We start from the raw sequence: 16373 nt of genomic DNA, 5'->3' as shown, positions 1-16373 counted from the left end.
GCGCCCCGTCCGGTGAACAGCCCTCTAGGTAACACCACAGATTCGGTCAACAGGGTTTTTCACACCAATGACTTTTTTTGATGGAAATTGTTGGGAAAGTCCCGAAAATCGGGGGTTCAAGGCTGCATCCTTTCCCGGCGTCGCCCATGCATCAGCCGATAAAGGGCGGGCAGCACCAGCAATGTCAGCAATGTCGAAGAGACGATTCCACCGATCACCACCGTCGCCAGCGGCCGTTGCACTTCAGCGCCCGCCCCGACGTTGAACGCCATTGGCACGAAGCCCAGGCTCGCCACCAGCGCGGTCATCAGCACGGGTCGCAGCCGGGTTAGCGCGCCTTCGCGGATCGCGTCCTCCAGCGGTCGTCCCTCTGCCAGCAGCGTGCGGATGAAGCTGAGCATCACCACCCCGTTCAGCACCGCGACGCCGGACAAGGCGATGAAGCCAATCCCCGCCGAAATGGACAGCGGCAAATCCCGCAGCAGCAACGCCGCGACTCCTCCGGTCAGTGCCAGCGGTACGCCGGAAAAAACGATGGTGGCATCCTTGACCGAGCGGAACAGACCGTAAAGCAAGCCAAAGATCAGCAACAGCGCCGCCGGGACCACGAGTCGTAAGCGTTCAGCAGCAGAGATCAGCTGCTCGAACGTGCCGCCATAGCTGATCCAGTAGCCTGCTGGTGGTTCCACGTCCCGGTCCACCTTCTCGCGCAGTTCCTGCACGAAACTGCCAAGGTCGCGACCTCGCACGTTTGCGGTCACCACGACGCGGCGCTTGCCATCTTCGCGGCTGATCTGGTTGGGACCGATGATCACCTCTACCCTGGCGACGTCCTGCACCGGGACGAAACCACGTGGCCCTTCGCCGTTCATGGGGAGCGGGATGCGCAGGCGACCAATCTCATCCACCTTGCGGCGGATATCCTCCGGCAGGCGGACGATCACCGGGAAGCGGCGATCACCTTCGAACATTTCGCCTGCTTCCTTGCCGCCGATCGAAATGGCGACGACATTCTGCACGTCGCCGACATTCAGGCCCAGGCGAGCCAGCGCGGCGCGGTCCGGCGTGATTTGCAGCACCGGGAGACCGGTCACCTGCTCGACGCCGACATCGGCTGCGCCGTCTATGCCGCCAACCACCTCCTCGACCGACTGGCCGATGCGGAGCAATTCGTCGAGATCGTCGCCGAATATCTTGATCGCCACATCGGCGCGGACGCCCGACAGAAGCTCGTTAAAGCGCATCTGGATCGGCTGGGTGAATTCATAATTATTGCCGGGTATCTGTTCGACCGCTTCCTGCATTTCGGCGACCAATTGGGTGCGGGGCTTGCGCGGGTCGGGCCAGTCCTTGCGATCCTTCAGCATGATGAAGGTGTCGGCGACCGAGGGGGGCATCGGGTCGGTGGCGACTTCCGCTGTACCGATCTTGGCGACGACGCGCTCGACTTCAGGAAAGCGTTTGAGCCGCGCTTCGACCGACTTTTGCATCCCGATCGCCTGGGTCAGGCTGGTGCCGGGGATGCGCAGGGCGTGCATAGCGATGTCGCCCTCGTCCAGATTGGGGACGAATTCGGACCCCATCCGGCTGGCGGCAAAGCCTGCGATCAGCACCAGGCCGACAGCGAGTGCGACAATGACCTTGCGCAATCGCAGCGCCTTTTCCAGCGCCGGTTCATAGACCTGCCGCGCCCAGAGCATCAGGCGGCTTTCCTTTTCCTCGACCTTGCCAGTGACGAACAGGGCGATGGCGGCGGGGACGAAGCTGAGCGAGAGGATGAGCGCGGCGGTCAGCGCCATGACGACGGTGATCGCCATGGGGTGGAACATCTTGCCCTCCACCCCGGTGAGCGCGAAGATCGGCACATAGACCAGGGCGATGATGAGGACGCCGAACAGCGACGGACGGATCACCTCCGACGTGGCCGACGCCGCGAGCGCGAAGCGTTCGTCGCGATCCAGCAAGCGACCCAAACCATGCTGCGCCTCGCCATAGCGGCGCAGGCAATTTTCCACGATAATCACCGCGCCATCGACGATCAGGCCGAAGTCGAGCGCGCCAAGGCTCATGAGATTGCCCGACACGCCTGCCTGCACCATGCCGGTGATGGTCATCAACATGGCGATGGGGATGACGGCGGCAGTGATGAGCGCGGCGCGGACATTGCCGAGCAGCAGGAACAGCACGACGATGACAAGCAACGCGCCTTCGAGCAGATTTTTCTCGACCGTCCAGATCGCCCGTTCGACCAGATCGGTGCGATCGTAGATGGCGACGGCTTTGACCCCTGATGGCAGTGCCTTGGCCGCCTCTTCCAGCCGTTCCGCCGCCGCGCGAGCGACGATCCGGCTATTTTCACCCGCCAGCATGACGACGGTGCCCAGCACCACTTCCTGCCCATTTTCGGTCGCGGCCCCGGTGCGCAGCTCCTGACCCATGCCAACATCGGCGACGTCATTGATGCGGATCGGCACGCCGCCGCGATTGGTGACGATGATGGATTTCAGATCATCGACGCCCCCCGCCTGCCCCGGCACCCGGACGAGATATTGTTCGCCATAACGTTCGACATAGCCTGCGCCGACATTGGCATTGTTGCGGCCCAGCGCATCGACCACATCGTCCAGCGCCAGCCCATAGGCCGCCATCCTGTCCGGCAAGGGCGTGACATGATATTGCCGTTCATAGCCGCCGATGCTGTTGACTTCGGTCACGCCGGGCGTGTTGCGCAGTTGCGGGCGGATCACCCAGTCCTGCAAGGTGCGCAAATCCTCGGCATTATAGGGTGTGCCGTCGGCCTTGCGCGCGCCGGGCTTGGTCTCCAGCGTGTACATGAAGATTTCGCCAAGGCCGGTGGCGATCGGTCCCATTTCCGGTTCGACGCCGGGCGGCAATTGCGATCGCGCGGTCTGCAACCGTTCGTTGATCAGCTGGCGCGCGAAATAAATGTCGGTGCCGTCGGCGAACACGGCTGTGACCTGCGACAGGCCGTAGCGGGAGATGGAGCGGGTATAGTCCAGCCCCGGCAGGCCTGCGATCGCGGTTTCGACCGGGAAGGTGACGCGCTGTTCCGCTTCCAGCGGGGAGAAGCCTACCGCCTCGCTGTTGATCTGCACCTGGACATTGGTGATGTCGGGCGTGGCGTCGATCGGCAGGCGCTGGAAGCTCCATATGCCCAGCGCGCAGAGCAGCAGCACGGCGGCCAGCACAGCCCAGCGCAGGCGAATGGCAGCAGCGATGATGCGTTCGAGCAGCGGGGGCTGCGTGTCGGCAATGGCCTCAATGGTCATGGCTAGCTCCCGACTTGTCGATGTCGGCGCGGATCAGGAAGGCGCCGTCGGTGACATATTCGGTGCCGGGTTCCAGTCCGCCCAGCACCTCCGTCCATTCGGGCGTCTTGCGGCCGAGTTCCAGCATCCGCACCTCATAGCTGTTGCCGACCTTGGCATAGACGACATCAAAGTCGCGGAAGCGCTGGATCGCTTTGGTCCGCACCGCCAGCGGTGCCTGCGTCTCGGCAACCGCGAAGGCGCCTTCCACCCCCATGCCAGGGCGAAATTGTTCCGCTGCGGATTCGGGCAGATGGACGTGGGCGAGCAGGGTCTGGCTGGCAAGATCGGCGGTCGGCAGGATCGCCTCCACCGCGCCGGTCAGCCGGGCCGCGCCCGACAGGCTGCGCAGCGCGACCTTCTGCCCCACCCGCACCCGTTCAGCGTCGCGGGGATAGACGAAAAATTCGGCGTGCAGCTTGGTCGGATCAGCGATCACGAACAGCGCGCGGTCGCCGGTCATGTCCCCAACATTGGCGTTCTTTTCCACGATCGTACCGCTGATCGGCGCGGTGACGGTGTAGGTTTGGAGCGAATGGCTGGATTCGACCCGCAGCAAGGTCTGACCACGCCGCACCACCTGCCCAAGTTCCCCCGTCATCGACATGATCTGACCGGGCAGGCGCGCACGCACATCGGCCTTGCCCTCCGGCGTGATTTCGATGCGGCCGGACATGTCGATCAGTTCGGCGATCGACGCTGGCCCTGCCCGTTCGGATCGCACCCCGCCCGCCCGTGCCGCGTCGGCGGCGATAGTGGTGCGGCCTTCATAGGATGCATAGGTCCAGTTATGGGTGCGGCCCCCTTCGACCGCTTTGACCTTCACGTCGAAACTATGCGGTTCCTTGACCACTCCACCGCCGCGCAGAAAATCATCCTGTGGGGTGAAGGCGAAACGATCGACCTTGCCTCCCAAGCGGATGAGGTCGACACTGAGCTGGACATGTTGCGGGGCGACCGGTTTGTCGTCGCGATAGGCGTAGATGTGGAATTCGGGTTCGACGCCATCTTCAAAGATGGTGACTTCCACCGCGAAATTGCCGTCGCGCAGCATCCGGCCGCGATGGGGGCCGCGTTCTTCCTCAGCCTCCGCCGCGCCATGTTCCTCATGATCGTCGGCGGGCGGGGTTTCGCTGCAACCAGCGAACAGGGTGGGGACGAGCAGCAGGGCTGCCAATTTGAGATAAGGGGACATCAGCGATTCTCCGCGCTGGCAAGAAGGGGGGCGTGCCGGCCGGTCAGTCGGTCGAGCCGTGCGCCATCGAGATGGTAGGATTTGAGCAGGGTGATGCGGCGATCATAGGCGTCGATCATCGCTTCCTGCGCCTGCGTCACTTCCAGGAAAGTGAAGGCGGTGCCGCCGCGATTATAGCCGTCGCGCACCAGCATGACGGCGCGCTCAGCGCTGGGCAGCACGGCATTGTCGATCCTGTTGATTTCGCGGACGATGGCGGCGCGCTGTGCCAGCAGCCGGTCCATGTCGCGTTTCACCTGCACGCGCAGCACCGCGATCTCGGCTTCGGCGACGCGGCGTTCGGCTTCGGCCTGCTCGACATTGCCGCGCTGGGCGCGACGACCGCCAAGCGGGATAGAGCCGCCGACCACGATGCTGACATCATTGCCCTGGCCATAATGGCGAAGCCCTGCGCGCAGGGTCGGATCGGTGGCACTGTTCGCTTCCGCCAGCCGCGCCCGCGCTGCCGCTGCGTCGCGTTCGGCATCTAGCAGCGCGACATCTATCGGCTGGGCGTCGGCTGCCGGATCGGGTGCGAGGCGGGAGAAGCTGCTGGTGTCGATCTGCACATCGCCGTCCGCGCCCCACCATGCCGCGAGCGACATGCGTGCGATCCGGGCCGCTTCGATCGCCTGTTCATGAGCGATGCGCGCCTGCGCCACGGCAGTGCGGGCGCGTTCGAGCGCGAACAGGGGATCGAGGGCGCGTCCGACCCGCCGGGCGACTTCGCGCTCCAGCCGTTGGGCGAGGGTCAGACGTTCCAGCGCGACGGGTATTTCCGCTTCAGCCGCCAGCGCCTCCACCCAGGCGGCCTGTGCCTGCGCCAATATGTCGAGCTGGCGCAGGCGGCCGCGCTGCTGCGTCACGTCGCGGCTGAGCCGGGCCGCGCCGACCCGCGCCTCCCGCTTGCCGCCGCGCTCCCATGTCCGCTCGTACCAGGCGGTGGTCTGGGTGCTGGCGATCGGCGTGTAGGGACCGGTGCGGGCAAGGTCCTCCAGATCGACAGTGACGACATCCTGCGGGCGCACCTCCGCCTGACGCATGGCGGCGGTGGCCGCGTCACGCTGGGCAGTGGTCACAGCGACGCCGGGATCGGCCTGCGCGACGCGCGACAGGGCGTCGGTGAGCGTCAGCCCCTGCGCGGCCAATGGCAGGACGGGGAAGAGAGCGCTGACAAGCAGCGCTACGGTCAGGCGCGGAAAAGCGCGCGCACGAACAGATGGAAACATGAAAACAGGCTTTCGCTATGCGACACGGACCAACCCGCGCCGCATGGCGGCCGCAGGTTCAGACGCGGAGCGCGATCAGCCTGGGTGGGCGCTCTGGCCCCTGCGAGGCGGAGTCCGGCTCCACCCGATCAATGCCTATAGTGGGCGGCGCAGCGCGCGATGATGGCATGGCAAACCCTGCCTGTCCGAGCAGGATAACGCCTGACCCGCTGTCCCCATGATGGTGATGGCTGTCGGGCAGGCGATCGGGCTGGCCGTCCTGCTTTTCGCTGCGCACATCATGGTCGGCGTCGTGGGCTTCTTCCACGGACAATGCGCTGAACAGCAGATGCCCATGGCCTTGTGTCATACCGGGCGCGTGCTGGACCTGATCGATCATCCGCGACAGGCTCATGCCCGCAAACAGCGCCAGCAGCGCAATGCACAGCCATGCGCCCAGGCGAAAATGCGGGGAAGGGCGCAAAGCGGACATTGGCACAGCCTATCCAAGCACGCGTAGCGGCACAAGTATCTGTCCATCGCAATCCGCAGTCCCACATTGCTTTTCGCGGCTCGGTAGCAGCATATTCTGCCGCACCCGCACAAACCGCCCCCAGCCACGGCATCGACCGATCATGCCAGCTTCTGCATCGTTCATGCGCGTCTTTGGTTTGGACGCACGGCCCCGAAAGCGCCTATTTCCTCTCCTCAAGCACGGGCGTGGAATGTCCCGCCGTGGAGAGGAGAGCAGCGCATATGAGCCATTACAGCCCCACCGACATGGCCCGGCATCTGGGCGAAGGGCTGTTGTCCTTTCCGGTCACTCACTTCGATGCGGATGGCGCATTTTTGGAAGGCCCCTACCGCCAACATTGCGCCTGGATGCTGGGTCATGAACTGACCGGCCTGTTTGCAGCGGGCGGCACCGGCGAATTTTTCTCGCTCACCCCGGCAGAAGTTGCCACGGTCGTCGCGGCAGCCGTAGCGGAAGGCGGCGGCAAGACGCCGGTCATCTCCGGCTGCGGCTATGGCACCGCCTTAGCCACCGGCATTGCCCGTGACGCGGAGAAGGCAGGCGCGGACGGCCTGCTGCTGCTGCCCCCCTATCTGATGCACGCCAAGCAGGAGGGGCTGGCCGATCATATCGAGGCCGTCTGCCGCTCCACCGGCCTGGGCGTCATCGTCTATAATCGCGACAATGCCGTCATCAACGACGAAACCCTCGCCCGCCTGTGCGAACGCAACGCCAATCTGGTGGGTTTCAAGGATGGGGTCGGCGACATTGAGCTGATGACGCGCATCTATGCGCGGATGGGCGACCGGCTGACCTATATTGGCGGGCTGCCTACGGCGGAAACCTTCGCCACCCCCTATCTGACAATGGGCGTCACCACTTACTCTTCGGCGATCTTCAACTTCATGCCCGAATGGGCGCTGGCCTTTTACAAGGCGGTGCGCGCGGGCGATCATGCCCATGTCATGGACGGGCTGCGCCGGTTCGTGCTGCCCTATATCGCCTTGCGCAACAAGGGACAGGGCTATGCCGTGTCGATCGTCAAATCGGGGATGCGGCTTATCGGACGCGATGCCGGGCCGGTGCGGTCGCCGCTGACCGACCTGTCGCCCGCTGAGGAGGCCGAACTGCGTGTATTGATCGAGGCGGTGTCGCCGGGGGCTTTGTCCGCCGCCGCGTGACTTGGGCGCGGGGCAGGGCTATTCCGTGATGATGTTTGAACTCAGCCAGCTCCGCTGCTTCGTCGCCGCCGCCGAGGAACTCCACTTCGGCCGCGCGGCGCAGCGCCTCAACATGACGCAATCGCCGCTCAGTCGGCAGATCCAGTTGCTCGAACGCATATTGGACGTGCAACTGCTGGAACGCACCAGCCGACAGGTCAGCCTGACCCCGGCGGGCAGCGTGTTCCTGATCGAGGCGCGCCGGATCGTGCGCCTGTCCGACAGCGCAGCCCTGTCCGCGCGGCGCGTGGCGAAGGGGGATGCGGGGCGGGTGGCGCTCGGCTTTACCGCCGTGTCGGGCTATAATGTCGTGCCGCGCATCGTGGCGCAGGCGCGCGCGGCGCTGCCCAATATCGAGCTGGAACTGCGCGAGATGGTGTCGACCGAGCAGGTCGATGCGCTGCTCACGGGCCTGATCGACATTGGCTTCGTCCGCCCGCCGATCGACCGGCATGAATTTGAGACGAGTTGCGTGCTGCACGAACCGCTCTTCGTCGCCCTGCCACCGGGCGACCCGCGCCAGTCGAAGGCCGCGCTGGAGCCCGCCGATTTCGATGGCCAGCCGCTGATCATGTATTCGCGGCAAGGGGCGAGCTATTTCCATAACATGCTGGTGCGCCTGTTCGACGAGGCGCAGGTCGCGCCCCTCTATGTCCAGCATGTGACGCAGATCCATTCGATGCTGGGGCTGGTCCATGCCGGTGTCGCCGCCGCCATCGTGCCGGAAAGCGCGACCGGGCTGCATATGATGGACGTGCAGTTCCGCCGCCTGATGACGCCGATCGACAAGCCGGTCGAACTGCACATGGCCTGGCGGCGCGACAATGCCAATCCGGCACTGCCCGCGATGCGGCAGCTCTGCGCCGAAGCGACCGGATGAGCGGGATCGACCGGCGCGCGCTGATCGGCAGTCTGGCCGCCGCGCCGCTGGTCGTCGCCGCGCGTGCGCCCGCCAGTCCCGTCGCGACGACGCGCCATGGCCGGGTGCGCGGAACGGTCGAGCGGAATGTGCTGGCGTTTCGCGGCATCCGCTATGGTGCCGATACCGCTCCGCGCCGGTTCCAGCGGGCTTTGCCGCCCGAACCATGGCAAGGCATTGCCGACGCCTCCCGCTACGGTCCCGCTGCGCCACAGACCGACGCCACGGAGCCGACGTCGGAGGATTGCCTGTTCCTCAACATATGGACGCCTGCGCTCGACAGGGGGCGGCGACCGGTCATGGTCTATCTGCACGGGGGTGCGCACGCCCACGGGTCGGGCAGCGATCCGCTCTATGATGGCGGCAATCTGGTGCGGCGCGGCGATGTTGTGGTGGTGACGCTGAACCATCGGCTGGCGGCGCTGGGCTACGCCTATCTGGCGCAGCTGGGCGGCCCCAGGGAATCGGGCAATGTCGGCAATCTCGACATCATATTGGCGTTGCAATGGGTGCGCGACAATATTGCCGGGTTCGGCGGCGATCCGGGGCGGGTGATGATCTTCGGCCAGTCGGGCGGCGGGGCGAAGGTCGTAACGCTGATGACGATGGCGGAGGCGCGGCCTTTGTTCCACGCCGCGGCCACGATGAGCGGACAGCATGTCACCGCCGCCGGGCCAAACCATGCCACCGCGCGCGCCAAGGCGTGGATGGCGAAGGCTGGCGCGGCGGACGTGGCGACGATGGCCCGCCTGCCGATCGGCCAGCTGGTCGAGGCGATGGGGATGACCGATCCGCTGGAGGGCAAGGGCGAGATCAGTTTCACCTCCACGCTGGATCATCATGTGCTGACGCGGCACCCCTTCGTGCCGGACGCCCCACGCGAGGCAGCGCATATTCCGCTGATCATCGGCAATACCCATGACGAAACCGCGCTGTGGATCGAAAAGACGCTGCGGGCCGGGGACACGACATGGGATAATCTGCCCGACCGGCTGGCGCGGCAAATGGTTAAGGATCTCGCCCCCGATCACGTCATCGCGCGCTATCGCCAGCTCTATCCCGACCGGACGCCGGGGCAGATATTGCTGGCCGCCTCCACCGCCGGACGATCCTGGCCGGGGCATCTGATCCAGGCGGAAGAACGCGCGCGGATCGGCGGGCCGACATGGATGTATCAGCTGGATTTTCCCTGCCCCGAAGCAGGCGGGATATTGGGGGCGTTCCATACGCTCGACATCCCGCTCGTGTTCGACAATGTCGATGCGCCGGGCGCACGAACGGGGGTGAGCGCCCATGCGCGGCGGCTGGCGGGAGTGATGGCGGACGCCTTCATCGCGCTGGCGCGGACGGGCGATCCCAATGGCGGGGCGCTACCGCGCTGGCCGCATTTTGAGTTGACGCATCGGCCGACGATGATTTTCGACAGGAACGTGCGGATCGAGCATGATCCGCGCCGGGAAGAACGGCTGCTGTTCGCGGTCGCGCCCTATATCAAGCCGGGTGGCTAGGCCCGGTCCCACGGGAAGCTGAGCGTCGGGCGCAGGGCATAGCGTGTTATCGCCAGACGCAAGCGCACGCCGCAGCCCGGCTCCAGCCGCACGGTCACATCGCGCCCGCCAGCCGCGACCGTGCGTCCGTCGACCGTCACGCTGTCGATGCGATGTTCGCCATAGGCGCCGCCCTGCACGATGACGCTGCGCGCGCTTTTGGGGTCGAGATTGACCAGCGTCACCTCGGTCGCCGTATCGGACAGGCTGTGGACCAGCGCGGCAACCTGCGGCGGCACCCCGGCGCGGCGGGCGGCGGAATCGAAATAGCGCAGTCGGCAATGAAGCGGGACGCCCCCTTGTGGAGGCGACGTTTTCGACCAGGGCGGGCGGGCGATGTGCAGGCCGCCGGTCATGAGTTGAACGAGACTGGTGACACTGGCCGGGTTGATGCCGATCGGCCAGTCGGCAAGCCGGGTCTGCGGCGTAGTCGTATCGCCTTCGCGCAGGGCGACGCGGTCGGCCACGCGCTTGAGGTCCGCCTCGATCGCGCGCTCGGCATAGGCTGGGTCGCGCCCTTCCAGAAAACCGATCCATGGGTGATCGCCAGCCGCCGCGCGGTCGTCGGCGCGCTGCGACATATACCACATTTCAAAGCCGTTGGTGCGGTAGGGACCAGGCTTCCAGCCATACCAGCCGTCCGCGCCATACATGGTCGGCGCGTGCGACACGCCGTCGATGGTGCGGGCGGCGGCGTTGATCCGCGCCGTCTGTCGCCGCCACAAGTCGATATAGCGCTGGTCGCCGCTCATCAGCAGCGCGCCCATGAAGGCGGTAATGGAACGGGGGACACGATTGCGATCCTCCCGCACGCCGGTCTGCGGCACGCGGGGGGAGAAGCCCCAGCCATAGACGCCCGCCCACCAGTCATCGCCAACCGTGCCGTCGGGGCGGACATGGCTGGGCAGGATATCGCCGTTGCGGGCGGCACGTTCCGCCCAGGCGTCCAGATAGTCGAGCGCCCAGCGGCGGAACCGCTCCCCTCCCCCAAGCGCATAGGCGTTGAGGCCCAAAGTCGTGGATTGCAGGTTCAGCGGATTGTCACCGACCACATCGCCATATCCGGCATAATGATCGAGCGTTTCCTGGTACGTGGTTTCGCCATGTTCCATGTGGAAGGGCGTCGGATCGAACGGATCGCCCGCCCAGTCGAGCGGGGTGGCGGGGCGCAGCATCGGGCCGCGGCTGCCGTTCATCAGGCTGCGCATCATCCGCAATTTGGGGTCGTAATTGGGCGCGGTGGCATCGCGCCCGGTGTAGAAATCGGCATAGCGGGCGGTGCGGGCGCGCAGCGCCGTGTCGCGTGGCATCGACAGGCCCATGACGTTGAAGCTGGTCAGCCCTTCCGCATTATGCTGCCAGTCCATCTGGACCGGAAATTCGCGGTGATACATGCCCTGCCGCGCGATCGGCACGGCGCTGGTGCGGGCGGCGGCGAACTGGCGTAGATGGCCTTCCCAGAATTGGGCGGCCAATGTGCGAATCCGATCACCCCCGCCCAGCGCGTGGAGCAGGAACCAGTCATTGGTCGCTTCGGCGGCATCGTCCGGCCCGTCATTCGCACCCCAGCGCTCGAACACGCGCAGCCGGTCGCGCCGGTCGACATATTGGGCGTAGAAATCGACGCAGGCGGCTTCGTTGGCGGCGAGCAACTGGCGTTGCAGCACGGCCCAGCGTGGCGGGGACATCGGCGTGCTGGCGACGAGTGCTGCGCGCGTGCGGGCCTGGGCAGGCAAGGCAAGTGCGACAGTCCCGGTTACAAAAGCGCGACGGCCTATCCGCATCAGGCCAGCTCCAGCCTGCGGATCGGGCCGACGATGACCAGGAAGGCGAAGATGGTAAGCAGGCAATGCGCGCCCACGAAGATCAGCGCCCAATCGAACGAGCCGGTGGCGGCAACGATGAAGCCGACGACGATCGGCGTGACGATCCCGGCGATATTGCCGAACATGTTGAACACCCCGCCCGACAGTCCGGCCAGCTGCTTGGGCGCGACGTCAGCCATGATCGCCCAGCCGAGCGATGCCACACCCTTGCCGAAAAAGGCCAGCGCCATGAAAGTGATGACCAGTGCTTCGGATTCCGCCCAGACGCAGGCGATGATGAGCGTCGCAAGCAGCATCCCGGCAACCAACGGCGTCTTGCGCGCCAGATCGAGCGATCCGGTGCGGCGCAGGATGAGGTCGGAGCCATAACCACCCGCCAGCCCGCCGACAAAGCCGCACAGTGCGGGTACCGCAGCGGCAAAGCCCGCCTCCATGATGTTGAGGCCGCGTTCCTTGACCAGATAGATGGGGAACCAGGTGACGAAGAAATAGGTCAGCACATTGATGCAATATTGGCCAAGATAAATGCCCAGCATCATGCGGTTGGCCAGCAATTGCCGGATATTGGTCCAGGTGAAGGTCGGCGCGCGCGCCGCCTGCGCCGCGCCATCCTCCATATGGATGAGGCCGCCGCCCGCCTCGATATGCGCCAGTTCCGCTGCGTTGATCGACGGATGCCGGTCCGGGCTGTGGATATAGCGCAGGAACAGGGCAGTTGCCGCCAGCCCCAGCGCGCCCATGACCCAGAATACCGCGCGCCAGCCGAAACTATGGACCAGCCAGCCCATCAGCGGGGCAAAGGCGACGAGCGAGAAATATTGCGCGCTGTTGAAGATCGCCGAGGCCGTGCCGCGTTCCGCGCCGGGAAACCAGGCCGCGACCAGCCGGGCATTGCCGGGGAAGGACGGCGATTCAGCAAAGCCGACCATGAAGCGCATGGCAAATAGCGTCGCCACCACTGGCAGGCCCGCGATCAGCCCGACCGTGCCCTGCATCGCGGTGAAGATCGACCAGAGCGCGATGGCCCCGGCATAAATGCGCTTCGTACCGAAGCGATCGAGCAGCGCGCCGCCCGGTATCTGCCCCAATACATAGGCCCAGGCGAAGGCGGAGAGGATGAAACCCGTCTGCACCGGCGAGATGCCCAGTTCCCCCGACGCCGCATTGCCCGCGATCGAGAAAGTTGCGCGGTCGGCATAGTTGATCGACGTGATCAGGAAGATCAGCGCAATGATGCGATAGCGCACATGGCTGGGACGATCGGCAGCGACGGCGTTCGCGGTGGCAGGACGGATCACGAATGGCTCTCCTCAACGGTGCCGTCCATCTGTCGGAACGGTCGAAATGGCAAGGAGTGACGCTAGCGGGACAGGCCGGGCCGGTCCAAGCCGAAATCCGCCATGATCCAGTCCCATCTTGGCTTGATGCCGGGGCGGCTCCGCAATGCCACCAGCGATCAGTGCAAGCCGTGCATTGATCCATGCGACATTGGGATTGGCATCTTATCGGGTTCCAGCGCTATCGAAGTGGGGCCGATCCGGTGATCAATGCCGGACATCATAAGCGCAAGCCGCAAACATTAGGGGAGTGATAGGGCCATGAACGCCACCCGTCGAACCAAAGCGATCCTGAGCCTGTCCAGCGCCATCGCAACGATTGCCCTGGCGCCTATGGCACTGGCGCAGAGCGATGCGGAGGCTGCATCGCCCGCCACCGCCCTGCCGCAGGACGAGCCTGCCGCCGCCGACATCGTCGTCACCGGATTTCGCGCCAGCCTGAACAGCGCGCTGAACGTCAAGCGCAACGAAACCGCCTCTATCGACGCGATCAAGGCGGAGGATATTGCCGAATTCCCCGACCTGAACCTGGCCGAATCGCTCCAGCGTATTCCCGGCGTCGCCATCAGCCGCGTGAACGGCGAAGGCCGCAACGTCACCGTGCGCGGCCTTGGCCCCGAATATACCCGCGTGCGCATCAACGGCATGGAAGCGATCGGCACGACCGGCGGCACCGACAATTCCGGCGGCGTCAACCGTGGCCGTGGTTTCGACTTCAACATCTTCTCCTCCGACCTGTTCAGCAACCTGTCGGTGCGCAAGACCGCGACGGCCGATGTCGAAGAAGGATCACTGGGCGGCGTCGTGGACCTGCAAACCGCGCGTCCGCTCGACTATAAGAAACCCACCGCCGTCCTCTCCGCCGCCGCCAGCTATAATGATCTGAGCGGCAAGACGACGCCGCGCCTGTCCGGGCTGGTCGCGACCCAGACCGACGATGGCCGCTTCGGCGTGCTGCTGTCGGTCGCTTATGAAGAGCGCAAGATTATCGAGGAAGGCGCGAACATCACCCGCTGGACCTATGGCGGGTTCAACGGCGGATTTGCCCCGACATCGACCCTGCCCGGCAAGACGATCGCGCAGATCAACGACGCCAATCCCGGCACCGCGCTGTTCCATCCACGCATCCCCGGCCTGGTCAGTTACGACATCGCGCAAAAGCGTCTGGGCGCTGCGGCGTCGGTCCAGTTCAAGCCAACCGACCGCACGACGATCTCGATCGACAGCCTGTTTTCACGGCTGGATGGCACTCGCAAGGAAGCCCAGCTTCAGGCGATCAGCTTCAGCCGGTCGGGCAACGGCAAGCCGCAGACGGTCATCCGCGACGGCACGGTCGATGGCGACAACAACATCATCACCGGCACGTTCGACAATGTCGATATGCGCTCACAAGCCCGCTACGACGTCCTCAAGACCGAATTTTATCAGGTCAACGGATCGATCGACCAGCAACTGGGCGACCGGTTGAAGATCAGCGTCATGGGTGGCCACGCCAAATCGGAATTCAGAAATCCGATCCAGACCACGGTGACGATCGACGCGGTCAATACCGGCAATTTCCAATATGATTTCACCAGCCGCTTCCCGACCATCGCGCCGGGCGTCGATGTCGCCAATCCGGCGACCTGGAGCTTCATTAACGGCACGTCGGAAGTCCGCATCCGCCCACAGACGGTGGACAACGCCTTCACCACCGCCAAGGGCTTTGTCGAATGGGAAGCCAATGACATGGTGACCCTGAAAGCGGGTGCCGACTGGCGCAAGTTTGAATATGATTCGACCGAGCGTCGCCGCCTATCGGGCGAAACGGTGGTCGCGCCGCTGACCGCCGCCGAGCTGGCAAGCATGACCACCCTGTTCGACGGCTTCGGCAAGGGGCTGAACGTCCCCGCCGGCACACCGACGGCATGGATCGTCCCCAATCTGGCCGCCTTCATCAGTAAGGGCAATATCTACGGCAATCCAATCTATGCCACGGGCGGGGTCGAGAATGCGACGGCGCGCGGTTCCTATGTCACCGTGAAGGAAGAAGATCTCGGCATCTGGGGCATGACCCAGTTCAACCTGGCCGATGCGGGCCTGCCGATCCGCGGTGACCTGGGCATACGCTATGTCAAGACCGACCAGTTTTCGACCGGCTATGCCAGCCGCGGTGCGGCCACCAATCTGGTGAGCGCGGATCGCACCTACAAGCGCTGGCTGCCCTCGATCAACCTGGTCGGCAATATTACCGAGGATCTGCAGGTCCGCTTCGCGGCGGCAAAGACGCTGGCCCGCGCCGGGATCGCGTCGCTGACGCCCGGTGGCAACCTCAACGTGTCGGGCGGCAATCGCAGCTTCTCGTCCGGCAACCCCGACCTCAAGCCCACCTCGTCGAAGAATCTGGACGTATCGATCGAATGGTATCCCACGCAAGGGGCGATCTATGCGCTGGCCGCCTTCCGCAAGGATATCGGCACCTTCGTCCAGACGCTGAGCGTGGGCGTGCCCTATGCCAGCCTTGGCCTCCCCAATTCGCTATTGGACGGCACGACGGCATCGCCCAGCGACGTGTTCATCGTCAGCCAGCCGGTCAATTCATCGGGCGGCATCCTGAAAGGCTTCGAAGTCAATATCCAGCAGCCCTTCAGCTTCCTGCCGGGCATCCTGTCCAATTTCGGCGTGCTGGCCAACTATACGTTCGTCAAGTCGGACATCGAATATCTGACCGCCGCCGATGGCAGCGCGTCTGTTACCGCGCCGCTGGTCGGCCTGTCCAGACATGCCGCCAACGCGACCCTCTATTATGAAACCAAGAAATTCCAGATCCGCGGGTCCGTCGCCTATCGGTCCAAATATCTGACCGCGGTGCCGGGGACGGAGGGCAATGCCTATAACGGCACCAACCGCACCATCAACGTCGATGCCCAGGCCAGCTACAACATCACCGAAAAGATGAAGCTGAGCATCGAGGCGATCAACCTGACCGACACCAAGAACGACCAGTTTGTGGACGAAACCAATCGCCTGAACGTGCTGACCCACAGCGGTCGCCAGTTCAACTTCGGTATGCGCTACGCCTTCTAACCCGCCCTTCCTGAAAGCGGAGCGCCCTGATGGCCAGTTGCCCTGCACGGCAACTGGCCATTTTTTAGGTGTTTGTCGAAATACGTGGAAGAACGCATTTCGGTTGCGGCACCGGCCCACACCCCCACCTGACCGCCCACAGAGTGTATCCTGAATGGGAGGTCGGGTGGGGG

General features: G+C 64.8%; 10 protein-coding genes. 4 read left to right on the top strand and 6 right to left on the bottom strand.

What is annotated here, in order from left to right; translation table 11 throughout:
* Nucleotides 1-116 precede the first annotated feature (116 nt).
* Genes ACODR8_RS19325 through ACODR8_RS19310 form a run of 4 tightly spaced genes read right to left on the bottom strand, consistent with a single transcriptional unit; the run spans nucleotide 117 to nucleotide 6264 of the window.
* Entirely contained in the window at nucleotides 117-3290 is a 3174-nt protein-coding gene (locus tag ACODR8_RS19325; protein ID WP_489008761.1) for an efflux RND transporter permease subunit, read from the bottom strand.
* Nucleotides 3280-4524, bottom strand: a complete 1245-nt coding sequence (locus ACODR8_RS19320; protein WP_489008760.1) for an efflux RND transporter periplasmic adaptor subunit — start codon at nucleotides 4522-4524, stop codon at nucleotides 3280-3282. Before ACODR8_RS19320 ends, ACODR8_RS19325 begins: the two co-directional genes overlap by 11 nt.
* Complete coding sequence (locus ACODR8_RS19315) at nucleotides 4524-5792, bottom strand: TolC family protein (RefSeq protein ID WP_489008759.1); 1269 nt, start codon at nucleotides 5790-5792, stop codon at nucleotides 4524-4526. The genes ACODR8_RS19320 and ACODR8_RS19315 overlap by 1 nt, the downstream gene beginning before the upstream one ends.
* A 58-nt stretch (nucleotides 5793-5850) precedes the next feature.
* Nucleotides 5851-6264 carry a hypothetical protein gene (locus ACODR8_RS19310; RefSeq protein ID WP_489008758.1) on the bottom strand — a complete coding sequence of 138 codons (414 nt, stop codon included), beginning with the start codon at nucleotides 6262-6264 and terminating at the stop codon, nucleotides 5851-5853.
* A gap of 263 nt (nucleotides 6265-6527) precedes the next feature.
* Here ACODR8_RS19310 and kdgD point away from each other — a divergent pair, with 263 nt between their 5' ends.
* The 3 genes from kdgD to ACODR8_RS19295 are packed head-to-tail and all read left to right on the top strand — an operon-like array spanning nucleotide 6528 to nucleotide 9932.
* Nucleotides 6528-7466: a 5-dehydro-4-deoxyglucarate dehydratase gene (gene kdgD / locus ACODR8_RS19305; protein WP_489008757.1), complete on the top strand. Its 939-nt coding sequence runs from the start codon at nucleotides 6528-6530 to the stop codon at nucleotides 7464-7466.
* A gap of 28 nt (nucleotides 7467-7494) precedes the next feature.
* A complete protein-coding gene (locus ACODR8_RS19300) occupies nucleotides 7495-8385 on the top strand; it encodes a LysR family transcriptional regulator (RefSeq protein ID WP_119746485.1) in 891 nt (296 codons plus the stop codon).
* Nucleotides 8382-9932 (top strand): carboxylesterase/lipase family protein, encoded by a 1551-nt coding sequence (locus tag ACODR8_RS19295; RefSeq protein WP_489008756.1) that lies wholly within the window; start codon nucleotides 8382-8384, stop codon nucleotides 9930-9932. The genes ACODR8_RS19300 and ACODR8_RS19295 overlap by 4 nt, the downstream gene beginning before the upstream one ends.
* Here ACODR8_RS19295 and ACODR8_RS19290 read toward each other — a convergent pair.
* Nucleotides 9929-11755, bottom strand: coding sequence for a DUF8034 domain-containing protein (locus tag ACODR8_RS19290; protein ID WP_489008755.1), 1827 nt, complete (start codon nucleotides 11753-11755; stop codon nucleotides 9929-9931). The two genes, ACODR8_RS19295 and ACODR8_RS19290, sit on opposite strands and share 4 nt — an antisense overlap.
* Nucleotides 11755-13095 carry an MFS transporter gene (locus ACODR8_RS19285; RefSeq protein WP_119746489.1) on the bottom strand — a complete coding sequence of 447 codons (1341 nt, stop codon included), beginning with the start codon at nucleotides 13093-13095 and terminating at the stop codon, nucleotides 11755-11757. The genes ACODR8_RS19290 and ACODR8_RS19285 overlap by 1 nt, the downstream gene beginning before the upstream one ends.
* Nucleotides 13096-13395: 300 nt before the next feature.
* Between ACODR8_RS19285 and ACODR8_RS19280 the strand changes: the two genes are divergently transcribed.
* Nucleotides 13396-16200 carry a TonB-dependent receptor gene (locus tag ACODR8_RS19280; RefSeq protein WP_489008754.1) on the top strand — a complete coding sequence of 935 codons (2805 nt, stop codon included), beginning with the start codon at nucleotides 13396-13398 and terminating at the stop codon, nucleotides 16198-16200.
* Nucleotides 16201-16373: the final 173 nt, after the last annotated feature.

The organism is Sphingobium sp. FG58 (genome assembly GCF_057809055.1).
The sequence above is the reverse complement of the archived record's forward strand: the minus strand, read 5'-3'. Positions and strand labels throughout refer to the sequence as shown.